This is a genomic window from Pseudomonas sp. NPDC089392 (assembly GCF_044749595.1).
Lineage (GTDB): Bacteria > Pseudomonadota > Gammaproteobacteria > Pseudomonadales > Pseudomonadaceae > Aquipseudomonas.
In genome coordinates this window covers 19,030-42,004 of sequence record NZ_JBIVIF010000049.1, presented here as the reverse complement: position 1 = coordinate 42,004, position 22,975 = coordinate 19,030, and the positions used below count along the sequence as shown (strand labels likewise).

Here is a 22,975-nt window from a genome sequence, read left to right as displayed (position 1 = left end):
CAAGGCGTTCGCGCGCAAATCCCACAGGAATAATTGGCCCGAAACAAACGTAGGAGCGGCTTTAGCCGCGAAGCGCCGCGCGGGCGGCGCTCGATTTCATAGGCGCTGAAAATGTTTCGGCGAACACTTGGCGGCGCTCGATTTCATAGGCGCTGAAAATGTTTCGGCGAACACTTGGCGGCGCTCGATTTCATAGGCGCTGAAAATGTTTCGGCGAACACCTGCGGCGCTCGATCTCGACGCCACCGAAAATGTCCTGGCGAACACCGCAAACGCCCTGATACTGGTTCTGTAGCAGGCGAGCCGTATAATGGCGGGGTCGCCACTTAATTTTTGGCTTTAACGGATTGAATATGACTGAACAGCAACCTGTTGCAGTTCTGGGAGGCGGCAGCTTCGGCACCGCTGTGGCGAACCTGCTGGCGCAGAACGGAGTGCCGGTGCGCCAATGGATGCGCGACCCGGCGCAGGCCGAGGCCATGCGCGTCAATCGCGAGAATCCGCGCTACCTCAAGGGTATCCGCCTGCACGATGGCGTGGAGCCGGTCAATGACCTGTTGGCCACCCTGCAGGCCAGCGAACTGGTTTTCGTCGCCCTGCCATCAAGCGCCTTGCGCAGTGTACTGGCGCCGCATGCCAAGCTGCTGCGCGGCAAGGGCCTGGTCAGCCTGACCAAGGGGATCGAGGCGCAAAGCTTCAAGCTGATGAGCCAGATCCTCGAAGAAATCGCCCCCGAGGCTCGCATTGGCGTGCTGTCGGGGCCTAACCTGGCCCGCGAGATCGCCGAGCACGCGCTGACCGCCACCGTGGTTGCCAGTGAGCACGAAGCACTGTGCCAGCAGGTACAGGCCGTGCTGCACGGGCGTACGTTCCGTGTCTACGCCAGTGCCGACCGCTTCGGCGTCGAGCTGGGCGGTGCGCTGAAGAACGTCTATGCCATCATCGCCGGCATGGCCGTGGCATTGGGCATGGGCGAGAACACCAAGAGCATGCTGATTACCCGTGCCCTGGCCGAGATGACCCGCTTTGCCGTCAGCCAGGGCGCCAACCCCATGACTTTCCTCGGCCTGGCCGGTGTCGGTGACTTGATCGTCACTTGTTCCTCGCCCAAGAGCCGCAACTACCAGATTGGCTACGCGCTGGGCCAGGGCCAGAGCCTGGAAGAGGCGGTCAACCGCCTGGGTGAAGTGGCCGAAGGGGTCAACACGCTCAAGGTGCTCAAGGCCAAGGCGCAGGAAGTGCAGGTGTACATGCCGCTGGTGGCGGGCCTGCATGCCATCCTGTTCGAAGGCCGCACGCTGAACCAGGTGATCGAGCACCTGATGCGCGCCGAGCCCAAGACCGATGTCGACTTCATTTCCATAAGCGGCTTCAACTGAGCCGAGCAGAGCAAGGAGCGATACATGAACGATACCCCCGAACGCGCCCAGCGCGAGTCGATCATCCTGCGGGTGCTGTGGATGCTGGTGTTCCTGGTGGTCTGGCAACTGGCCGAACTGCTGCTCGGCGGCTTGGTGCTGGTTCAGCTGATCTATCGCCTGGTGTACGGCGCCCCCAGCGCCAGCCTGATGAACTTTGGCGACAGCCTGAGCCAGTACCTGGCGCAGATCGGCCGCTTCGGCAGCTTCCACAGCGACCAGAAGCCATGGCCGTTCGCTGACTGGCCGGCACCGCGCGCGCCGGAAGGCGAGGCGCCGCATGCGGTGGCCCCAGCGCCACACCCGGTGCGTGACGAGGAGCCCAAGCTGTGAAGCTGTGGGTGCTGCGCCATGGTGAAGCGGAGCCGCGGGCCAACAGCGATGCCGAGCGCCGCCTGACCGCTCATGGCCGCGAGCAGGTGCTGCACAGTGCCGCCCGACTGCTTGGGCAGCCCTTGCAGGCGATTATCGCCAGCCCTTACGTGCGCGCCCAGCAAACGGCGGCCCTGGTGCATGACACCCTGGGTTTTGCCGAGCCGGTGCGCACGGTGCCTTGGCTGACGCCAGAGAGTGATGTACAGCAGGTGATTGGCGAAATCGAGCAGCTGGGGCTGGAGCATGTACTGCTGGTCAGCCATCAGCCGCTGGTGGGGACCTTGGTCGGGGCGCTGGAGCATGGTCACCAGCAACAACCTGCGGCCATGAGCACCGCCAGCCTGGCGGAGCTGGAAGGGGATTGGCCACTGGCTGGGCTGATGACCCTGCGGGCGATTCACTCGCCGGCCTGAAACCCCAGGGACTCTGTGGGAGCGGGCCCAGAAACCGAGAGGGCAACTGGCATTTTTGTCAGTTGTCGTCCTTCATCAGCGCTTGCTAGCGTTGCCCCAAAGCAAAAGAGTCAGGGAGTGACGAATGAGCGGTGTGATGCGGGAGCTATTAAGCTCCCTGGACCTGCAACCCACCGTAGACAAATTAGAGCAAGGCATTGCACTGGATTTCGCCCAGTACAGCCTGCTGCGCGAGTCGGCCGATGCCAAGCTCTACCAGCTGATGCACAAGGTCAACGGCAACGGCAACCTGGAACCCTCGGCCAGGCAACAAAGCGAACAAGATTTGCGCACGTTGCAGGACGCCTGCCTGCGTGTCTCCCACCTGCTGCAAAGCAGTTGCCTGGCGCTGCGGCGCCTGCAGCTCGACTACCCGGACCAGCGCCTGGCCCGCGAAGCTCTGGAGGGCCAAGTGGCCTACATGCAAGCCTGCTTGCGCCGCTCCCTGGCCAGTTTCGACCGCTCTTCATGGCCTGATAGCCGTCGCCGATGACCTTTCCGGACATTGCCGAACGGCCTCTCGAAACCGACAATGGGCCATTATCCCGTCCGGACCAGGCGCCATGTCGCAGCAGATCTTCTTCGCCCATGCCAACGGATTCCCTTCGGCCACCTACGGCAAGCTGTTCGCCGCCCTGGCGCCGGACTATCAGGTGCGGCACCTGGCCCAGCACGGGCACGACCCGCGTTTTCCGGTGGACGACAACTGGCAGAGCCTGGTCGATGAACTGCTGCACCACTTGGCCCAGCAGGACCAGCCGGTATGGGGCGTCGGCCATTCGCTGGGCGGCGTGTTGCACCTGCACGCGGCGCTGCGCCGCCCCGAGTACTACCGCGGGGTGGTGATGCTCGACTCGCCAGTGCTCACCCGTGCCGATCAGTGGCTGCTGCGCACTGCCAAGCGTTTCGGCTTCATCGACCGCATCACCCCGGCTGGCCGCACCCTGGGGCGTCGCGAAACCTTCAGTGACCGCGACAGCGCCCGGGACTACTTCGCTGGCAAGTCACTGTTCCGTCATTTCGACCCAGACTGCCTCGAAGCTTATGTTGAACACGGTTTGCAAGCGGTGGCGCAGGGGCTGCAGTTGCGCTTCGACCCCGCCACGGAAATCAGTATCTACCGCAGCATCCCGCATACCAGCCCCGCGCCTGCGCGGCAGTTGCAGGTGCCACTGGCGATGGTGCGGGGTGACCGCAGTGACGTTGTGCGTCGCCACCACGCGTTTGCCGTGCGCGGCTTGCCCAAGGGCGAATACCATAGTGTGCCGGGCGGGCACATGTTCCCGCTGGAGCGGCCCACCGACACCGCCAGCCTGATCAAGGGCCTGTTCGACCGCTGGAGCCAGGCATGAACGCGCAGGTCGAGGAAGTCCGCCTGAGCCTGGGCCATATCGAGCTGGCCGCACACCTGTTCGGCCCTGAAGATGGGCTGCCGGTGATCGCCCTGCATGGCTGGCTGGATAACGCCAACAGCTTCGCCCGCCTGGCCCCGCAGTTGAAAGGCCTGCGTATCGTCGCCCTTGATCTGGCCGGGCATGGTTACTCGGAGCATCGACCGCCGGGGGCCGGTTATGCCTTGGCCGACTATGCCCATGATGTGTTGCGAGTGGCCGCACAGCTCGGTTGGCAGCGCTTTGCCCTGCTGGGCCATTCGCTTGGGGCAATCATTTCCGTGCAACTGGCCGGCGCTTTGCCGGAGCGGGTCAGCCACCTGGCGTTGATCGACGGCGTCATTCCGCCGACCGGCGCCGAGCAAGACGCTGGCGAGCGCCTGGGCATGGCGCTGCAGGCCCAATTGCGCCTGGATGGCAAGCGCAAGTCGGTGTACCCGACATTGGAGCAGGGCGTACAGGCGCGCATGAAAGGCATGGTCGCGGTCAGCCGCGAGGCTGCTGAACTACTGGCCCAGCGCGGCCTGATGCCGGTGCCCGGCGGCTACAGCTGGCGCAGCGACAGCCGCCTGACCCTGCCGTCGCCAGTGCGCCTGAGCGAAGCCCAGGCCATGGCCTATGTGCGCCGGGTGAGCTGCCCGGCGCAACTGGTGGTGGCCGCCGACGGCATGCTGGCGCGCCACACCGAGCTGCTGGAGCAGCTACCCTTTGAGCGGGTGACACTGCCGGGTGGCCATCACCTGCACCTGAACGATGAGCAGGGCGCGGCCCTTGTCGCAGACTGTTTCAATCGCTTTTTTGGCTTTGCTTGACTTGCACCGGACAAGTGTCGAGGCTTGGCGGGTTGAAAGGGAGACAACCATGCAACTGCCAGACATCCTGGAGCTTCACTTCGGCGCAGGGCGCCGCCTGGGTCGCCAATGAGCGCGCCTGTTGCCATCCGTAATGCCGTCGTCGCTTGCCTGGCGCTGGCCAGCCCCGTGCTGTGGGCTGGCAGCCTGCCGGTACCACAAGACGCCAAGGTGGTCGACCAACGCCCGGCCGTGGAGCAGGAGCGCGTCTACCCGATGGGCCCGCTGCGCAAGATCAGCGGGCGCCTGCGGGTCGAGGACAAGGTCGAAAGCCGCGGCCAGGTCAGCTCGGTAACCTACGAACTGCCGGTTGAGCGTAGCGCCCGCGAAGCCTTCACCAGTGCCCGCGAAGAACTGCAGCGTGACGGCGGTTATCCGCTGTTCTGGTGCCAGGGACGCGACTGCGGCGAGGCCAGCTTGTGGGCCAACGATGTGTTCGCCAATGCCCGCCTCAACGGTGGCGACGAGCAGCAGGCGTTCATCCTGCTGCGCCGCTCGGCAGAAGAGGCCGACACTCTGGTCGCGCTGTACAGCGTTACCCGTGGCAACCGCCGCGCCTATCTGCACGTGGAAGAATTCGTTGCCGGCAGCCCGCTGGGCGAACTGCTGCCGACCGCTGCCACGGTGCTGCGCGAAATGCGCGACACTGGCAAGCTCGACTACCCTGACCTGGCTGCCCCGCAAGACACCTGGGTGAACCTGCTGAGCCGTAGCCTGAACCTCGACAGCACCTTGCGCGCCAGCCTCAGTGGCGCCCAGGCCGAAGCCTGGCGCGAGGCGCTGGTCAAGGCGGGCGTGCGTAACGGCCGGCTTGAAGTCGGCAATGCGCCCACCGACGGCCTGCACCTTGAACTGATCCGTTGAACGAGCGCCACCATGGTTAACAATGATCGGCTGCTGGTCCAGATACTGCTGCTGGCGCTACTGGGTGCCGGCCTGTGGGTGATGGCACCGTTCATTTCGGCGCTGTTGTGGGGGGCCATCCTGGCCTTTGCCAGCTGGCCGTTGATGCGCTTGCTGACGCGCGTGCTGGGTGGGCGTGAAACGCTGGCAGCCAGCCTGCTGACCACGGCCTGGATCCTGATCGTGGCACTGCCGCTGGTGTGGCTGGGGTTCAACCTGGCCGATCACATTCGCGATGCCACCGCATTCGTGCGTGACGTGCAGGTAGACGGCTTGCCCGATGCGCCAGCCTGGCTGGGCGGTATACCACTGGTTGGCGAGCGCCTGGTCAGCTGGTGGCAATCGCTGGACCAGCAAGGCGCGGCTTTGCTGGCTTCGATCAAGCCGCACCTGGGCCAGGTGGGCAACTGGTTGCTGCTGCGCAGTGCGCAGATCGGCAGCGGCGTGCTGGAACTGACCCTGAGCCTGGTGTTCGTGTTCTTCTTCTATCGCGACGGGCCACGCCTGGCAGCGTTCGTGCTGCGCTTGCTGCAGCGTCTGATGGGCGACCGCGCCGAGTACTACCTGGAGCTGGTGGCCGGCACGGTGCAACGGGTGGTCAACGGGGTGATCGGCACGGCGGCTGCGCAGGGTTTGCTGGCGTTGATCGGCTTCCTGATTGCCGGCGTGCCGGGGGCGATCGTGCTGGGCCTGGTGACGTTCATGCTCAGCCTTATCCCCATGGGCCCACCGCTGGCCTGGATCCCAGCCACCGGTTGGCTGGTGTGGAAGGGCGAGTACGGCATGGCGGTGTTCCTGGGGGTCTGGGGCACCTTCATCATCAGTGGCGTGGACAACGTGCTGAAGCCATATTTGATAAGTCGTGGCGGTAACCTGCCGCTGGTGATCGTGTTGCTGGGTGTGTTCGGTGGCTTGCTGGCCTTTGGCTTCATTGGCCTGTTCATCGGGCCGACCTTGCTGGCGGTGGGTTACAGCCTGTTACTGGACTGGAGTCGCAACGCCACGTCGCAGCCTCCTCAGCAATAAGCCTGAACCGGCCTCTTCGCGGGTAAACCCGCTCCCACAGGAACTGCACAAAGTTCAAGGCCTGTGTTGTACCTGTGGGAGCGGGTTCACCCGCGAAGGGGCCGGCACAGCCCTTGAAAAGCTGATCTTTACGCATTCTTTATACCCACCCCCACCCCCCGATCTCGCCCCTTTACGCCCTCTCTCGGACAATTTCCCCAAAGCGGCCCAAGCCGCAACACGGGGAGAACCACTCATGAACATGCTCGACGGGCTGTCACTGCTGCTGGCAGTGGCATTGGCGTTTTACCTGCTGGTGGCGCTGCTGCGCGCCGATCGCAGCTAGGGAGCGGCCATGCACAGTTACGATTTCGCCTTGCTCCTGGCATTTTTCGCCATCGTGCTGCTACCGGCACCCTGGCTTGGGCGGTTCTACTTCAAGGTCATGGAGGGCCAGCGCACCTGGTTGTCGCCGGTGTTGGGCCCGGTCGAACAGGCCTGCTACCGGCTGGCGGGTGTGAACGCCAGCCAGGAGCAGAACTGGCGGCAGTACACCCTGGCCCTGCTGGCCTTCAACTTCGTCGGGTTCCTGCTGTTGTTCGCCGTGCTGCTGCTACAGGGTTACCTGCCGTTCAACCCGCAGCACCTGCCTGGCCAGGAATGGTCGCTGGCGTTCAACACCGCCGTCAGCTTCGTCACCAACACCAACTGGCAGGCCTACAGCGGTGAGGCGTCGGTCAGCTACCTGAGCCAGATGCTCGGCCTTACCGTGCAGAACTTCGTCAGCGCCGCCACCGGCCTGGCGGTGCTGGTTGCCCTGTGCCGCGGCATTGCCCGGCGTAGCGCTACGACGCTAGGCAACTTCTGGGTCGACATGACCCGCGCCACCCTCTACGGCTTGCTGCCGCTGTGCTTGCTGCTGGCGCTGCTGCTGGTATGGCAGGGCGTACCGCAGACCTTTGCCGACTACGCCCATGCACTGACCTTGCAAGGTACTGACCAGACCATCCCGCTGGGCCCGGCCGCCAGCCAGATCGCCATCAAGCAACTGGGCACCAACGGCGGCGGCTTCTTCGGCGTCAACTCGGCGCACCCGTTCGAAAACCCCACGGCCTGGAGCAACCTGATCGAGGTGGCGTCGATCATCCTCATTCCGGTGGCGCTGGTATTCACCTTTGGCCACTACGTGAAGGACCTGCGCCAAAGCCGCGCCATCCTCGCCTGCATGCTTGCCCTGTTCCTGATTGGCGGCAGCACGGCGTTGTGGTCCGAGCACCAGCCCAACCCGGCGCTGGAAAGCGCGCAGGTACAGCAAAGCGCCCCCATGGAGGGCAAGGAAAGCCGCTTCGGCACCACCGGCTCGGTGCTGTGGACAGTGACCACAACGGCCGCTTCCAACGGCTCGGTCAACGCCATGCACGACAGCCTCAACCCGCTGACCGGCATGGTGGCGATGGTCAACATGATGGTCGGCGAAGTGATCTTTGGCGGCGTCGGCGCCGGGCTGTACGGCATGCTGCTGTTCGTGCTGATCGCGGTGTTCCTGGCCGGGCTGATGATCGGCCGCACCCCGGAATACCTCGGCAAGAAACTGCAGGCCCGTGAAGTGCAACTGCTGGTGGCGACCCTGCTGGTGATGCCGGTCGGCGTGCTGGTGCTCGGCGCCATTGCCGCCAGCCTGCCAGGCCCGGCAGGTGCGGTCAGCAACCCTGGTGCGCATGGCTTCAGCCAACTGCTGTACGCCTACACCTCGGGCACGGCCAACAACGGTTCGGCCTTCGCTGGCTTCGGTGCCAACACGGTGTTCCACAACGTGATGATCGGTTTGGCCATGCTCATCGGTCGCTTCGGCTACATCCTGCCGATACTGGCCCTGGCCGGCAGCCTGGCGGCGAAGAAAAGCGCGCCCCAGGGGCTGAACAGCTTCCCCACCCACGGCCCGCTGTTCACCGGCCTGCTGCTGGTGACCATCTTGCTGGTTGGTGGCCTGACCTTCCTGCCCACCCTGGCCCTTGGGCCAATCGCCGAACACCTGAGCTTGGGTTTCTGAGGACTGACCATGAACATGCCCATTCCTGAAGTACAAGCCCGACACAGTGCCAAGGACCAGACGCGGCTCGCCGCGCTGTGGCGCCCGGCATTGATGCAGGCATTCGTCAAACTCGACCCGCGCCAGCTCAAGCGCTCGCCGGTCATGCTGGTGGTGGCCCTGACCGCCGTGCTGACCACGGTGCTGTGCTTCGCCCCCGGCAGTGGCGTAAGCACCGGCGTTGCCGTGCAGATCGCCTTGTGGCTGTGGTTCACCGTGCTGTTCGCCAACTTCGCCGAAGCCCTCGCCGAGGGCCGTGGCAAGGCCCGTGCCGACAGCCTCAAGGCCGGTAGCCAGGGCCTGACCGCCCAGCGCCGCCAGCGCGATGGCAGCTACGAGACCGTTGCGGCCAGTGCGCTGCGCAAGGACGACGTGGTGCGCGTAGTGGCTGGCGAAATGATCCCTGGTGACGGCGAGGTGCTCGAAGGTATTGCTGCAGTCAACGAGGCTGCCATTACCGGCGAGTCCGCGCCAGTGATCCGCGAATCCGGTGGCGACCGCTCGGCTGTGACAGGCAACACCCGGTTGGTCTCCGACTGGCTGCTGATCCGCATCACCAGCAACCCGGGCGAGTCGACCCTGGACCGCATGATCGCCCTGGTCGAAGGCGCCAAGCGGCAGAAAACCCCGAACGAGATCGCCCTCGACATCCTGCTGATCGGCCTGACCCTGATCTTCCTGATCGTGGTGGTGACCTTGCAGCCGTTCGCCCACTTTGCCGGTGGCAGCCTGCCGCTGATCTTCCTCGCCGCCTTGTTGGTGACGCTGATCCCCACCACCATCGGCGGCCTGCTGTCGGCCATCGGCATCGCCGGCATGGACCGGCTGGTGCGGCTGAACGTGATTGCCCGCTCGGGCCGCGCGGTGGAGGCGGCCGGTGATGTGCACACGCTGATGCTCGACAAGACCGGCACTATCACCTTCGGCAACCGCCGCTGCAGCGCGCTGCATGCAGCACCGGGCGTCACTGCCCGCGAGCTGGGGGAGGGCGCCTTGCTGGCCTCGCTGGCCGACGACACAGCCGAAGGCAAGTCGATTGTCGAATACCTGCGCCAGCTGCATGACTTTGTCGAACCGCCTGCCGGGCAGTACCAAGCCGTGGCCTTCAGTGCCGAAACACGGCTGTCGGGCATCGACTTGCAGCAGCGCCGTTACCGCAAGGGCGCCGTCGATGCGGTGCTGGCTTTCGTCGGCATGCAGCGCCTGGAAATGCCGCCAGCGCTGGCCCGTGAAGTGGAGCGCATTGCCCAGAGCGGCGGCACGCCGCTGCTGGTGTGCCTCGACAAGCGCCTGCTGGGGGTAATCCACCTCAAGGACGTGGTCAAGCCAGGCATCCGCGAACGTTTCGCAGAGTTGCGCAAGCTGGGCATTCGTACGGTGATGGTGACTGGCGACAACCCGCTGACCGCCGCAGCCATCGCCGCCGAGGCGGGGGTGGATGACGTGCTGGCCGAGGCCACGCCCGAGAAGAAGCTGGCGCGCATTCGCCAGGAGCAGAACGACGGCCGCCTGGTGGCCATGTGTGGCGACGGTGCCAACGACGCCCCGGCACTGGCCCAGGCCGACGTGGGCATGGCCATGAACGATGGCACCCAGGCCGCGCGTGAGGCGGCCAACATGGTCGACCTGGACAGCGACCCGACCAAGCTGCTGGACGTGGTACAGGTTGGCAAGGAGTTGCTGGTCACCCGTGGCGCACTGACTACCTTCTCCATCGCCAACGATGTGGCCAAGTACTTCGCCATCCTGCCGGCGCTGTTCGCCGCCATCTACCCGCAGTTGGGTGTGCTCAACCTGATGCACCTGGCCAGCCCGCAGAGCGCGATCCTCTCGGCCATCGTGTTCAACGCGCTGATCATCATCGTGCTGATCCCGCTGGCACTGCGTGGCGTGCGGGTACAGGCGGCCAGTGCTGCGCACCTGCTGCGGCGCAACCTGCTGGTCTACGGTCTGGGCGGCATTGTCGTGCCGTTTGCCGGGATCAAGTTGATCGATTTGCTGCTCAATGCCCTGCACCTGGTTTGAGGAGGCCGCCATGGATGCTTATGTACGCCCGGCATTGAGCCTGGCTTTGTTGATGACGTTGCTGACTGGCGCGGTGTATCCGCTGGCGGTGACCGGTATTGCCCAGGTCGCGTTCCCGAGCCAGGCCAACGGTAGCCTGGTGCGCGATCACCAGGGCAAGGTGCGCGGTTCGGCGCTGATCGCCCAGGATTTCCAGGGCGATGGCTGGTTCCATTCGCGACCCTCGGCAGGCGCCTATGCCACGGTGGCGAGCAGTGCCAGCAACCTGTCGCCGAGCAACCCGGCGCTGGCCGAGCGGGTCAAGGGCGATGCGGCTGCGCTGTATCAGGCGCAGCAGGGGCCGGTGCCGCAGGCGTTGCTGACCACCTCGGGCAGCGGCCTTGACCCGCACCTGCCACCGGAGGCAGTGGCTTACCAGATTGCGCGGGTTGCGGCGGCGCGACAACTGCCGGTAGAGCGCTTGCAAGGCTTGCTGGAAGAGGCCACCCTCCACCCATTGATTGGCCCGCCGATAGTCAATGTGCTGGCGTTGAACCAGGCCTTGGAAAAACTCGCCACTTTTAAATGATTTGAGGGGCTAGCAGGGCCCCTGTAGGAGCGGGTTCATCGAGGCGTCGAACCCGCTCCTACAGGTCTGGTGTTTACCCCTGAATCGGCTGAATGCTGGAAATTGCAAAGGATGAAACATGAGTGATTCCGCCCGCGCAGATGCGCTGTTGGCCACCCTCCCACGAACCGGCCGGGGCCGGCTGAAGGTGTTCCTCGGTGCTGCCCCCGGTGTCGGCAAGACCTTCGCCATGCTCCAGGCCGCCCACGCCCAGCAACGCCAGGGCGTGCAGGTGCTGGCCGGGGTGGTTGAAACCCACGGCCGCGCCGAAACCGAGGCGCTGCTCGCCGGCCTTCAGCAGCAACCCTTGCAGCGTAGCCAGTACCGCGGCGTCACCCTTGAAGAAATGGACCTCGACGGCCTGCTCAAGGCAGCACCGACCTTGGCCCTGGTCGACGAACTGGCCCACACCAACGCCCCCGGCAGCCGCCACGCCAAGCGCTGGCAAGACGTGCAGGAGCTGTTGGCCGCCGGCATCGACGTGTACACCACGGTCAACGTCCAGCACCTGGAAAGCCTCAACGACAAGGTTCGCGACATTACCGGCGTGCAAGTGCGCGAAACCCTGCCGGACTGGGTATTGCAGGAAGCCTTCGAACTGGTGCTGATCGACCTGCCACCGCGCGAGCTGCTCGAACGCCTGCGCGAAGGCAAGGTGTACGTGCCCGAGCAGGCGCGGGCGGCCATCGACGCCTTCTTCTCGCAAACCAACCTCACCGCCTTGCGCGAACTGGCCATGCAAACTGCCGCCGCCCAGGTGGATGCCGACCTGGCCCATGGTTATCGCCAGCGCGGGCAGGAGGCCCCGGCCTTGCGCGGCCGTTTGCTGGTGGGCGTGGATGGCGACGACCAGGCCGAACGCCTGGTGCGCCATGCCAGCCGTGTGGCCCAGCGCCGCCACCTGCCCTGGAGCCTGGTGCACGTGGACAACGGCCGCCTGCGCGACGAAACCGCCCGCCATCGCCTGCAGGCCGCGCAGCAACTGGCCGAGCGCCTGGGTGGGGAGGTGGTACTGCTGCGTGCTGGCGAAGTGGCGCGCACGCTAATCCAGCATGCCGCCGAGCGGCGGGCCAGCCTGGTGCTGGTCGGGCAGTCCCGCGACCGCTTGCGGCGGCGCCTGTTCGGTGCCGGTGTGGCCGCGCGGCTGCTGCGCGAAAGCCATGGCCTGGAAATCAACGTGCTGGACCGCGACGTGCAGCCGCCAGCGCCGCGTTCGGCGGTGCGGCGGGTTTGGGTCTGGCGCCATTATTTGCTGGCGCTGCTGGCTACGGTCATGGCCGCAGGTCTGGCCTGGGCGGTGTCGAGCGTGCTGGCGCTACCCAATATTTCGCTGGTGTTCCTGGCTGCGGTGCTGCTGGTGGCGGTGCGCAGCAGCCTGGGGCCTGCGCTGGCCTGCGCGGCGCTGTCGTTCCTGACCTACGACTTCCTGTTCATTCCGCCCAACTTCTCGTTCAGCATCCAGCGCGAAGAAGATGTGCTGACCTTGGTGTTCTTCCTGTTGATGGCCGCGCTTACCGGCAACCTGGCCGCGCGCCAGCGCCGCCAGTTGCAGGCGCTGCGCGAGACCCAGGCGCAGACCAGCCAGTTGCTCGACCTGTCGCGCCGGCTGACCGTGGCCACCGACCGACAGGCCGTGTTCAACGCCGCCGGCCAGCATCTGGATGGCTGGCAGGACATGCAGGTGTGCCTGCTGGAGCGCAATGGTGAAGGCCAGCTGCAGGTCGCCAGCGGCGAAGCCCACGCTTTCAGCGATACCGAACGCGCCGCCGCCGATTGGGCCTGGCAGCACGGCCAGGCCGCCGGCCACGGCAGCGATACCCTGCCCAATGGGCGCTGGTGGTGGTGGCCGCTGGCGGTGGACGAGCAGCCCTTGGCATTGCTCGGTGTGCGCCCGCGCTCTGGCCAGCCGCTCAGCGACCCACGCCGGCGCCTGCTCACTGCCCTTGGCCAGCCATTGGCCCAGGCCCTGGCCCGTGCCCGCCTGGCCGAACAACTGGAAGCCGCGCGCCTGCATGGCGAAACCGAACAACTGCGCAGTGCCTTGCTGGCGTCGGTGTCCCATGACTTGCGCACGCCGTTGACGGCGATGCGTGGCAGCATCGACAGCCTGCTGGCGCTGGGCGAAGCCATTCCGGCTGCAGACCGCCGCGAACTGCTGGAGGGCACCCGTAACGAAGCCGAGCGCCTCGACCGCTACATTCAGAACCTGCTGGACATGACCCGCCTGGGCCATGGCGGCCTCAAGCTGGCCCGCGACTGGGTGGCCCCGGCAGACATTGTCGGCAGTGCGCTCAACCGCCTGCGCGTGGTGCTGGCGCCGCTGCGCGTGCACACCGACGTACCGGCCGAGTTGCCGTTACTGTTCGTGCACGCGGCGCTGATCGAGCAGGCACTGGTCAACGTGCTGGAAAACGCCGCACGCTTCTCGCCGGGCAATGGTCGGCTGGAGCTGCGGGTGGCTGTGCAGGATGACCAGTTGCGCTTGGCCGTTTTCGACCAGGGGCCGGGCATTCCAGTGGCCGACCGCGAGAAGATCTTCGACATGTTCTACACCGCCGCCCGTGGCGACCGTGGCGGGCAGGGCACGGGCCTGGGCCTGGCCATCTGCCAGGGCATGATTGGCGCCCATGGCGGGCAGATTCTGGTAGGCGAAGGCATTGATGGCCAGGGCACCGGCATCACTTTATGCTTGCCGCTGCCCCCTCAACCTGAAGCCGAAAGCGAAACCCCATGAGCCAGTCCGCCACCCTGTTGGTCATCGACGATGAACCGCAGATCCGCAAGTTCCTGCGCATCAGCCTGGCCTCGCAAGGCTACAAGGTGCTGGAGGCGGCCACCGGCGCCGAGGGGCTGGCCCAGGCGGCGCTGGGCAAACCGGACCTGGTGGTGCTCGACCTGGGGCTGCCGGACATGGACGGCCAACAGGTGCTGCGGGAACTGCGCGAATGGAGCGCGGTACCGGTGATGGTGCTGTCGGTGCGCGCCAGTGAAGTGCAGAAGGTCGATGCGCTGGATGGCGGCGCCAATGACTACGTGACCAAGCCGTTTGGCATCCAGGAGTTTCTCGCCCGGGTGCGGGCCTTGTTGCGCCAGGTGCCGCAGGCCGGTGGTTCGGAGGTGGCGGCCAGCTTTGGGCCGTTGACCGTGGACTTTGCCTTTCGCCGGGTGACGTTGGACGGTGTGGCGGTAGCGCTGACGCGCAAGGAGTATGCGTTGCTGGCGCTGTTGGCCGGGCACCCGGGGCGGGTGATTACCCAGCAGCAGTTGCTCAAGGATATCTGGGGGCCTACTCATGTGGAGGACACCCATTACCTGCGGATCGTGGTCGGGCATCTGCGGCAGAAGCTGGGCGATGACCCCACGGGGCCGCGGTTCATCATCACCGAGGCGGGGGTGGGGTATAGGTTGGTGGCGCCGATAACATAACCTTGGGCGCGGTGCGTTCCCCTATTTTTTGTACTGCCTGTCCTGGCCTCATCGCCGGCAAGCCAGCTCCCACAGGGCTGCGCAAGGCATGAGAACGATGCGGTCGAGGTGGAAGCTGGCTTGCCGGCGATGGGCTGCGCAGCAGCCCCAGCAAGCTTGAACCGGCACACAAGAGCCTGTTAGTTCAGGGTGCTGTTCTCGATTCCAGATCCATTTCTGCTGGCCACTCTACTCTGGGGGCCAGTCGCAGGGCGACCTCACACCAGAGCACATCGTTGTGATCCTTGGGTTCCCCGGGTGGCGGGAGGGCTGAGGGACCTTCCTGCATGTAGGTGCAAATGTAGGCCCAGGCATGCTGGTCAGCGCCCATGGTATTCAGGTGAAACCGGTCGACGACGTTGTTTGTGCCTGGCGCGACGATGGACAGCATGACGCCCCATTTGACGCCGGATTGTGACCAGCGTTCGGCGCGGACTTGCGACCAGTCATAGCAAACGGGTTCTACTTTCCATGTCGTGAAGGGGTTCCACCAACAGTATTTGAAGTTGTAAGCATAGATTTTTTTCCGTGCTCGGTTGAAGCGGAGTGGTTCGTCTCGGGGTGGGGATATGCTTATTCGAAGGAAAAATGTAGATGCCCATATTCCGCAGGCCAGTAGTAAAATACCAATAGATACAAATTCGAAATCTCGGTACTCGAAGCTGAGTTTTATTGTGATGGGCAGGCACGCGGTGAAGGCAATAGAGGGCAGTGAAATAAAAGCCATTATTTCCCGCGCCCAGCCGATTGATCTGGGTATTTCAAGGTAGATCAGGTCTTGGTGGTTTGCACTCTGGTAGCCCAGGCCGGGCTCAATGGTGCTGGGGATGTCTGGGTGGGGGAGGTCTTGCTTCCAACCGGTGCAGGGCGGATTAAGATTCGGGCCTCGCATTAGAATAAGCTCCAGAAGGAAGTCATTTTATTTTCTCTTATTGATACTTTTGCATGGCCTGATTGGTCATGCCTGTCCGGCCAGTAAGTGAGCGTTACTTCGATGCATTCCATACTATGGTTTTCCAATAGTGGAAATGAACCGCTGATGTGCAGGGCTCTGTCGGTGGTTTTCGAGTGTATGTGGTCGCTGAGTATTTCAGGGTTGGTAAAGATGCTTTTCGTCTCTCCTGGGGTGTATTCGACTTTCCCCGGGAGTGAACTGTTGCCTGCGAGATGAGATGGCTGTCGATTTCGTCCCGCCGGGACAATGGTCAGGTGCCATTTGTAATGTGCTACTTCGGTATCGAAGTTTGGCAGACGTATGTGAACGTCAAGATAGAATCCTGCCGGGACAACATTTCCATCACTGAGCAAAGCGCCAGTCTGGTTTGGCATTTGTGCCGTGTGAGAGGATTGAAGCCTTGTCTCAATCGAGGTGTGCACCTGAATACCCAAGGCTGCTGCATTCAGTGCGCCAATTGCGGCGTCCAGATCTTGTGGATTTAACCAGCGTCGATGCTCCTCTGGTGTTCCCCATCTACTATGTCGGGACCACAGTTCTAATAATGAAGATTCTTGATTTTTGGCATCCATCGCCAGCGTGTAGGCTACCAGGCCAAGGATAATCGCAAAGCCGACAGGGCTGAGCAGCGAACTTGCGAATAGCGCGGCATAAACACCAAAGCCAGCGGAGAACGCGGCTGCCCCGGCCGCACCCATATATCTGAAGGTTGAAGCCGTATCCCCCTGGCGATTAGTCCGAACGAGCGCATTCAGGTATTGCACTGTATCCATTGCACCGGCCAACGCGGTAATAGCGGCGCCATACCTGGCTATCTTGCTTCCCAGTGAAATCGTGGTTACCGTCCCAGGGCGCGGTATCTGCGGGCGTACCAGCGCAACAACAAGCCCTGCTGCTTCGACACTAGTACCCAGTAATCCCAGCGATGAAGACCAGATCGCCGCCAGCGCCTCCGGGTTTTCCGGATGCGTTTCTTGCAACGCGCGATAGTTCTTGCCCAGGCTGTCCTGATGGAACCACAGGCCCCCCAAGGCAAACAGCAGTCCGGCGCTTGCGCCGCTGGCTGCTCCATCCCGCAAGCTACGCATGGCACCGCTCGCCACGCTTTGCGCGGCCATCGAACTGACTTTCAGCCCACCGGCAACCTGAGTACCCAGCGTACCTGCACCAATCGCAACACTGCGTACCAGCGCCCCGATGCCACTGGCTGCCCCCTCCCGAAACTGCGCCAGCCGCGCCTGCAAACTCTCAGCGCTTTCAAACGCCCACAGCACCACCTCGATAATCTGGTTGCGGTTGCCCGGCGCAGCAATGTTGATTGCCCCACTGAGCACCATGGCCCGCACCTTGCGCCCCACGGGGTCACGGAACTGCTTGTCAATCTGTTGCAGAAACGCATCGGTCCGCGCCTGCAAGGCCTCGTTGAGCAGGCTCATGTATTCGCCCAGTGTCAGCGACACCCGCAGGGGGGTTACCTGCTGCCCGGCAAACAGCGCAAATGCCGAGCGATGCGCATGGCCGATCAGCGTCTTGCTCCGTTCACTGAGGTGCTCGCTGAGCGCATTCCCTGCGCTGTTGGTCGCGGCCAGCAACTGGCCGATGGCATCCTGTATCGGCTTGATCATCAATAACTGGCCGTCGGCAGTGCCGGCGATGCCTTTGATGATGTCGTACACCTTGCCGAAGTCGTCCCCGGCCAGCGCAACAATCGCCTCCTGCATCAGCTTCTGGTTCCTCGCCAGCAGCGCTTGGTACAGCAGGCTGCGCTCGTCTTCCAGCAGCTGCTGCCAGATGTGCTGGGTCATCCCGAGCGGCTGGCCTTCCTGGGGCAGGGCTTCAGTGGGGCCACCAGCCAGGCAGGCGGCCATCATCTGGATGAAGTACTCGACCGAAACAGGGTCTCTCGCGTCATAGTCGAAGTAACCGATCTGCTGAAACGCGCGTTTGGCATAGTGCCGGGCATACAGGTCGCCAACCTGGTCGATCATCGACTGCCAGTTTTTCAGTTCGCGGTCGTAATCGGCCTGGAACGCAGCGCGGGCGCTTTCGTCGTAACGCTGTTCAAGCCGCTCACGGGCTTCCTGCTGTTTGCGCGCAATGTTGCGCTCGCTCTGTGCGTCGATATCCAGCGGCGGTAGATACGCCTTGGCCGCGATCGGGCTGTTGTTCCACTGCTCAACCTGCGTGGCCTCGCGCTGTGCGTCCTCGGCCCCCTGCGCGGCGGCCGTGGCTGCGTGCAACTCCTGGATGCCCAGTAATGCCTGCGAAGTGAAGTACTCGAAATGCCGCTGCGGTTGCGCTCGCCACTCCTGCATGGCATGGACCCAGCCCGTGCGTTGCGCGTTCAGTTCCATCACCATGCCGACCGGGTCGGGCAGCGTCAGCGCCAGCACGCCGTTGGGCAGTTGTTCCTGCGCGATAACATTGCGCACATGGTTATTGGTTTCAGTCCAGCGGCCAAAACGGCTGTAAAAGCCATGAACGCTGGCAAACCTGGCAGAGGAGAACGTGGAAAACTCCAGCACATTCTCCATGCCGAAGCGGAAGCTATCGGTCATGGCAATGCCGATGCTGGCAGGGTCGTTGCGCGCGGTGTCCAGATCTACTTCGACAAAGCGGGCGAGGGTGCCTGGGTCGCCGTCGGCGATACCTTTACGGTAGCGGTCGAGTACCGCGCGGGGCCAGGGGTCGTTGGCGAAGGCGATCCAGGCCTTTCGGTAGAGCAGGGTGTTGATGTTGATGAACGAGGCGATCACGTCGTGGCCTTCGGTGGCGCACCACTTGGGCAACGACCTAGGTGGCCCCAGTGGCATCTGTGATACCGGAAAGCGCTGCAAGGTACCTTCTGCCGCGACCTCGTAGGCCTGCCAGATTTCCTTGTCGAGCAGCACGTAGACATACCCCTGGCGCAACAGGCGCAACTGGTCGGTGTGCATCGGGTGGAAGATGATTTCGCTGTCCTCCGCCAGGCGATAGGGGCGCCCGGTATCGGGGCGCGGGGCGTAGGCCTCACGCAAAAGCAGAATCGGCAGGCCGGAGCGCCCGCAGGCATTGCAACTGCCGTAGGTGTTGGGTACTTCTTCCTGCATGGCGACGTGGATGGCGTTGCTGATGCTCATGAGTAACTCCTTGCCTGCGGCAGGGCGGCAACAATGCGTGACCAAGTGCGGTCGTCGTAGCTGGCGAAACGGGCAGCCAGGCGTTGCTCGCCAGCCGCAGCCTGTGCCACATCGCGCTGGATGGTCGGGTGCTGAAGCAGCAGTGGGTGGATCATGACCATGTGCAGGCACATGCACTGGATATCGGCACGGTCGCGCAGGCCCTGCTTGAAAGCCTTGAGCATGAGGTTCATGACATGGGTGGGGGCGTTTTCCGGCAAGCCGGATGAGCCGGCGAAATGCCAGGGCGCGTAGGTATGCTGGGCGGCATTCAGCCGACGCCAGGCGCCGAGCAGTTGAATGATCTGTGGGGCGACGTGCTGGGTAGCCCTGGCGGCCTCGGGGACGACCAGCTCGCCAGCCAGAGGTTGCCGTTCAAATACCGTGCAACTGCCACAACCATCGGGGTGTAGCCAGCTGCGAACAGGCCCAAGGACTACGCCTGCGTTTTTCAGGGTTGCGCGTAGCAACGCCAGGCGCACAGGTTCGAACCAGGCTGTGATGCCATGCGGTTTCGGTTGATGCAGCACCTGGCACTGCTGGCTGATGTGTCGGGCGATGAGGTCGGCAGGTCGCTCGCTGAGCAGCCAGCCACACACGTAGTGCCAGGTGGCCGTTGCTTCACGCGCGGCACAGGTTGCGCTGAGCACTGCAAGGGCGGTGGTTGCTTCACCGGGGCTGGCGAGCCGGACCAGCGCAGGCCAGCGTTCAGGGTCCTGCACCAGCCCGCTGTTGTCGACGCGCGTTACGGCATCATTACCTAGCGCCTCGGTGAGCGCAGCGATGCCCAGCGGGTGCCCGGGCGGGCAACCGGCAAACGGGTCCAGTAACAGGTACAGGGCCTCTTCTGGCTGGCGCTGCTGGTTAGCGAAGTGATCGACCAACTGCAAGTAGCCCTGTGCGGACTGGCTCGACATGAGAAGTTCCTTTCTCTTCTTGATGGCGAGCAGAAATCTAACGAGGAATCAATTCAGCAGGGAGCTAGCGGCGTCCTAATGAGCTGTAGGACTTTTCGCTTTCGGACGAGGCTGCGCAAGGCAGCCCCTGCAGTGCGCTACGCGAGCAGCTCGTTCACCGCACGCGATGCCTCATCTATAGCCGCATGCGCGTAGGCCTCCCAGGCCGCGTCGGAGTTGGCGATGGCGACATTGCCGACCTTCTTGCGGGCCAGGTTCATCAGCTTTTCACTCTCGCCCTGGTCGTCGAACAGGCTGTTGGCATAGTACGAATAACCATGCGGCCACCGGTTGATGGTGATGGCCTGAACATCCCTGTGGTAGTCGAAACCTGCGGGCCCCAGCATGGCCTGCAGTTGCTCGCGAACCATGTCTTCCATCTGCTCGAATTTCATGGCGTAAAGCTTTCTGCGGCCCATGCGGGCTTGGTCGCGGGCATCCAGGCCGGCGTTGGGCGTGGTCGGCACGTAGACCATGTGCAGGCCGATGGGCTGGTTGGGGTCGCGCGGATGGCGGTAGCCGCCGATGTCCACCGGGTAGTCCAGCTTCACGCGGCTGTAGGGCTGGTTCGGTGCGTAGATCTCGTGCACGCCCAGTTTGATGAAGCTCTGCCAGTTGCGAATCACCACCTTGGTGTACACCAGCGGGAACTTCACGTTTTGCGCCAAGGCGTGGGCCTGCTCGGCGGAAAGGTCGCGCAGCAGGTAGGGGATCATCATGTTGTAGCAGGCCAGTACGCAGTGCTTGCTGCGCACCCGGTGCAGCAGGCCGGCCTGGCTGTAGCCGATATCGACGCCAGCGTCGCGGTTGATGACGCTGACGGCGGTGCTGTTCAGGCGCAGGCGCACCGGGTTTTGCGCAAGGTCCAGCCTGGCATAGTCGAAGGGCGCCAGGATGATGTCGTCCATGTTGTTGCCGGGCGCTACAGTGGGGATCAGGCTACGCACCAACAGCCGCGCCAGCGAGGCGTTGCCGTCGGGGAAGTGGTAGATGTAGGGCTCTTCCATTTCCGCTTTCAGCTCTTCGCTGATCGGCGCCAGGCCCATGGCGGCGAAGCCGGGGAAACCTACGCCATAGGCATCGGCGGCGGCCACGGCGTCGATGCTCAGCGCGGAAAAGTCGTTGGTGCGGCTGAGGAAATAGCGGGTGGCGGCTTCGCTGAGGCCAACGTCCTTGCGCAGGAAGTCGTGATAGCTGGTCTTGGCCAGATAGGCCTCTTTCACTTCAAGGCTTTTGTCCGCCAGGTAGTCACGGGGGGCCTCGTGCAGGTCGATCAATGCCTGGCGGTCGGCCTCGGGTAGCGGGAAGTCACCAATGAATGCGCGCCAGCTGCGCGCGTTGAGTTTGTCCGGGGCGATATCGTCGGCGACCATGGGCGTCGGGTCGCCACTGACCAGCTTCGCTTCGCCGAAGCCGGCCTGGTCGAAGAACACGCCACGGGACAGGCCGAGGTTGGGGTAGAAGTTGCGGTCGAAGGCGGTCTGGAAGCGGTCCACGTCCACGTTCAATTGCTTGAGCAGGCCATTCACCGTGTCGCTGTAGAGGTGCTTGGGTGACTGGAAGGCTTCGCTGCCGCCGTAGCCGAGGATCATCTGGCCGCCGGCCTGGAACTCGTTGCGCTTGGCATGGCCGCCGAAATCGTCGTGGTTTTCGATGATCAGCACGCGGGCGTTCGGGTGCTGCTGGCGGTAGAACCAGGCGGCGGACAGGCCACTGATGCCGGCGCCAACCACCACCAGGTCGTATTGCTCCTCAGCCTTCAGGCTGCTGGTGTCGAATACCTTGTGCTCCCAGCCCATCTGGTGCGCCACTTCGAATGCGCCTGGGTGGCTGCCGCGCAGGCCGGTGAGGGCGGGTGGGTAATAGCGGCCGGACGGTGCAGCCTGGAGTATCTGCAGCGGGGTGAGGCCGGCACCGATGGTGAGGGCTACGCCATTGAGGAAGTCGCGTCGTGTGATGGTCATGTCAGTGTCCTTACTGGGCAACCCTTGGCTTGCTCGAAGCGTAGCCGGGTATCGGTCAGGACCTTGGAGATTCTGTTTCAAAGCATTGGCGCATCACGTCCAGGTAGCGCCTGGCGCCCAGGCCCAACGGCCGCGACTTGATCCAGATGATGTCCACCCACAAGCGCAGGCGGCTGGCCATATTGTCGAAACGCACTTCGGCCAGTGCACCGGATGCAATCAGCGGCTCAACCAACGGCTGCGGCAGGTAGGCCCAGCCAAGCCCGGACTGCACCAGGTCGAGCGTAGCCAGGTAGCTGTCGGTCAGCCAGATGCGCCGCGACAGCACCATGCGCGGGTCCGACCCGGTGGCCTTGCCCGAGGCCACGATGATTTGCCGTTGTTCGGCGAAGGCCTCTTCGGGCAATGGCGTGCCGCTGTTCTGCCCGGCTGGATGGCGCGGTGAGGCGACGGCTACCAGCAACTGGCTGCCGGCTTCGAGGAATGACTCGCGCTCGTCGATGCCGGGCCGTTCGAACACCAGTGCCAACTGAACGCTGCCGTCATGCAGCAGGCGAATGGCTTCGGTCTGGGTGGCGGAGCGCACCTCGATTTCCAGGCTTGGGAACTCCTGGGCGAGGACCTCCAGCGGCTGGCTCCAGCGGCCCGTCTGGAGCTCGGGTGCCATGGCGATGGTCAGGCGTTTTTCCAGGCCTTTGTGCAGCTGCAGGGCCTGGGCGTCGAGCAGGTTGAGCTGGCAGATCACCTGCCTGGCTTGTGGCTCGAGGGCCAGGGCGGCGCTGGTGGGCAGGGCTTTGCGGGTGGCCCGGTCGAACAGCGGCAGGTCCAGCTCGGCTTCCAGCTGGGCGATTGCCATGCTGACGGCTGAAGGCACACGGCCCAGCTTGCGGGCGGCGGCGGAGAATGAGCCGGCATCCAGCACTGCGAGGAAGATTGCCAGGGAGTCGCTGGAGAAGGCCATGTTGGGTGAACCTGAAGTTGGGGTTGTGTGCGAAGGGTAATGGATTGGGTTTTGAGATGTCTCGGGGCTGCCATGGGCCTGCCTTGAGATTTTCGGCGCCTGTGAGATCGAGCGCCGCCCGCGCGGCGCTTCGCGGCTAAAGCCGCTCCTACGTTTGTTTCTGGCCAGTATCGCCTGTGCCAGGCGCGCGCGACCGCCTTGTTTGTACGACGCGATATCGAGCCATGCGCCAAGGCGTTCGCGCGCAAATCCCACAGGCATAATTGGCCCGAAACAAACGTAGGAGCCGCTTTAGCCGCGAAGCGCCGCGCGGGCGGCGCTCGATCTCATAGGCGCTGAAAATGTTTCGGTGAACACCTACGGCGCTCGATCTCATAGGCGCTGAAAATGTTTCGGTGAA

The 22,975-nt window shown here is 63.9% G+C and carries 19 protein-coding genes; 14 read left to right on the top strand and 5 right to left on the bottom strand.

The genetic code is table 11. The annotated features are described in order from the left end of the window. Positions 1 to 353: 353 nt before the first annotated feature. The 14 genes from ACIP1G_RS27615 to ACIP1G_RS27550 all read left to right on the top strand — a co-directional run bounded on the left by ACIP1G_RS27615 (position 354) and on the right by ACIP1G_RS27550 (position 14,542). Positions 354 to 1,379, top strand: coding sequence for an NAD(P)H-dependent glycerol-3-phosphate dehydrogenase (locus ACIP1G_RS27615; protein WP_400742803.1), 1,026 nt, complete (start codon positions 354 to 356; stop codon positions 1,377 to 1,379). 24 nt (positions 1,380 to 1,403) lie between these two features. Then, positions 1,404 to 1,751 carry a DUF4389 domain-containing protein gene (locus tag ACIP1G_RS27610; RefSeq protein ID WP_027592856.1) on the top strand — a complete coding sequence of 116 codons (348 nt, stop codon included), beginning with the start codon at positions 1,404 to 1,406 and terminating at the stop codon, positions 1,749 to 1,751. Further along, complete coding sequence (sixA, locus tag ACIP1G_RS27605; protein WP_400742801.1) at positions 1,748 to 2,206, top strand: phosphohistidine phosphatase SixA; 459 nt, start codon at positions 1,748 to 1,750, stop codon at positions 2,204 to 2,206. The genes ACIP1G_RS27610 and sixA overlap by 4 nt, the downstream gene beginning before the upstream one ends. Before the next feature lie 136 nt (positions 2,207 to 2,342). Beyond that, the gene (locus ACIP1G_RS27600; protein ID WP_400742799.1) at positions 2,343 to 2,738 is read left to right on the top strand and encodes a hypothetical protein; all 396 of its coding nucleotides are present in this window, start codon (positions 2,343 to 2,345) and stop codon (positions 2,736 to 2,738) included. A gap of 70 nt (positions 2,739 to 2,808) precedes the next feature. Next, entirely contained in the window at positions 2,809 to 3,597 is a 789-nt protein-coding gene (locus tag ACIP1G_RS27595) for an alpha/beta fold hydrolase (protein WP_400742798.1), read from the top strand. Further along, a complete protein-coding gene (locus tag ACIP1G_RS27590; protein ID WP_400742797.1) occupies positions 3,594 to 4,448 on the top strand; it encodes an alpha/beta hydrolase in 855 nt (284 codons plus the stop codon). Before ACIP1G_RS27595 ends, ACIP1G_RS27590 begins: the two co-directional genes overlap by 4 nt. Positions 4,449 to 4,556: 108 nt before the next feature. After that, positions 4,557 to 5,351 carry a DUF4892 domain-containing protein gene (locus ACIP1G_RS27585; protein WP_400742794.1) on the top strand — a complete coding sequence of 265 codons (795 nt, stop codon included), beginning with the start codon at positions 4,557 to 4,559 and terminating at the stop codon, positions 5,349 to 5,351. 12 nt (positions 5,352 to 5,363) lie between these two features. Further along, positions 5,364 to 6,416 carry an AI-2E family transporter gene (locus tag ACIP1G_RS27580; RefSeq protein ID WP_400742792.1) on the top strand — a complete coding sequence of 351 codons (1,053 nt, stop codon included), beginning with the start codon at positions 5,364 to 5,366 and terminating at the stop codon, positions 6,414 to 6,416. 235 nt (positions 6,417 to 6,651) lie between these two features. After that, a complete protein-coding gene (gene kdpF, locus ACIP1G_RS27575; RefSeq protein WP_003251485.1) occupies positions 6,652 to 6,741 on the top strand; it encodes a K(+)-transporting ATPase subunit F in 90 nt (29 codons plus the stop codon). A 9-nt stretch (positions 6,742 to 6,750) separates the two neighbouring features. Further along, entirely contained in the window at positions 6,751 to 8,445 is a 1,695-nt protein-coding gene (gene kdpA / locus ACIP1G_RS27570) for a potassium-transporting ATPase subunit KdpA (RefSeq protein ID WP_400742789.1), read from the top strand. 9 nt (positions 8,446 to 8,454) lie between these two features. Further along, positions 8,455 to 10,509, top strand: a complete 2,055-nt coding sequence (kdpB, locus tag ACIP1G_RS27565) for a potassium-transporting ATPase subunit KdpB (RefSeq protein WP_400742787.1) — start codon at positions 8,455 to 8,457, stop codon at positions 10,507 to 10,509. A gap of 10 nt (positions 10,510 to 10,519) precedes the next feature. Next, positions 10,520 to 11,077 carry a potassium-transporting ATPase subunit KdpC gene (gene kdpC, locus ACIP1G_RS27560; protein WP_400742785.1) on the top strand — a complete coding sequence of 186 codons (558 nt, stop codon included), beginning with the start codon at positions 10,520 to 10,522 and terminating at the stop codon, positions 11,075 to 11,077. Positions 11,078 to 11,195: 118 nt separating this feature from the next. Continuing rightward, the gene (locus ACIP1G_RS27555) at positions 11,196 to 13,850 is read left to right on the top strand and encodes a DUF4118 domain-containing protein (RefSeq protein ID WP_400742784.1); all 2,655 of its coding nucleotides are present in this window, start codon (positions 11,196 to 11,198) and stop codon (positions 13,848 to 13,850) included. Then, positions 13,847 to 14,542, top strand: coding sequence for a response regulator (locus tag ACIP1G_RS27550; RefSeq protein WP_400742782.1), 696 nt, complete (start codon positions 13,847 to 13,849; stop codon positions 14,540 to 14,542). Before ACIP1G_RS27555 ends, ACIP1G_RS27550 begins: the two co-directional genes overlap by 4 nt. Positions 14,543 to 14,726: 184 nt before the next feature. Here the strand turns inward: ACIP1G_RS27550 and ACIP1G_RS27545 are convergent, their stop codons facing one another. The 5 genes from ACIP1G_RS27545 to ACIP1G_RS27525 form a co-directional block, all read right to left on the bottom strand. Continuing rightward, the gene (locus tag ACIP1G_RS27545) at positions 14,727 to 15,473 is read right to left on the bottom strand and encodes a DUF6708 domain-containing protein (protein WP_400742781.1); all 747 of its coding nucleotides are present in this window, start codon (positions 15,471 to 15,473) and stop codon (positions 14,727 to 14,729) included. After that, entirely contained in the window at positions 15,473 to 18,655 is a 3,183-nt protein-coding gene (locus ACIP1G_RS27540; RefSeq protein ID WP_400742778.1) for a T6SS effector BTH_I2691 family protein, read from the bottom strand. The genes ACIP1G_RS27545 and ACIP1G_RS27540 overlap by 1 nt, the downstream gene beginning before the upstream one ends. Further along, complete coding sequence (locus tag ACIP1G_RS27535) at positions 18,652 to 19,611, bottom strand: hypothetical protein (protein ID WP_400742776.1); 960 nt, start codon at positions 19,609 to 19,611, stop codon at positions 18,652 to 18,654. Before ACIP1G_RS27535 ends, ACIP1G_RS27540 begins: the two co-directional genes overlap by 4 nt. A 137-nt stretch (positions 19,612 to 19,748) precedes the next feature. Further along, positions 19,749 to 21,614, bottom strand: coding sequence for an FAD-dependent oxidoreductase (locus ACIP1G_RS27530; RefSeq protein ID WP_400742774.1), 1,866 nt, complete (start codon positions 21,612 to 21,614; stop codon positions 19,749 to 19,751). A gap of 55 nt (positions 21,615 to 21,669) precedes the next feature. Beyond that, positions 21,670 to 22,575, bottom strand: a complete 906-nt coding sequence (locus tag ACIP1G_RS27525) for a LysR family transcriptional regulator (protein WP_012273322.1) — start codon at positions 22,573 to 22,575, stop codon at positions 21,670 to 21,672. Between the last annotated feature and the right edge of the window lie 400 nt (positions 22,576 to 22,975).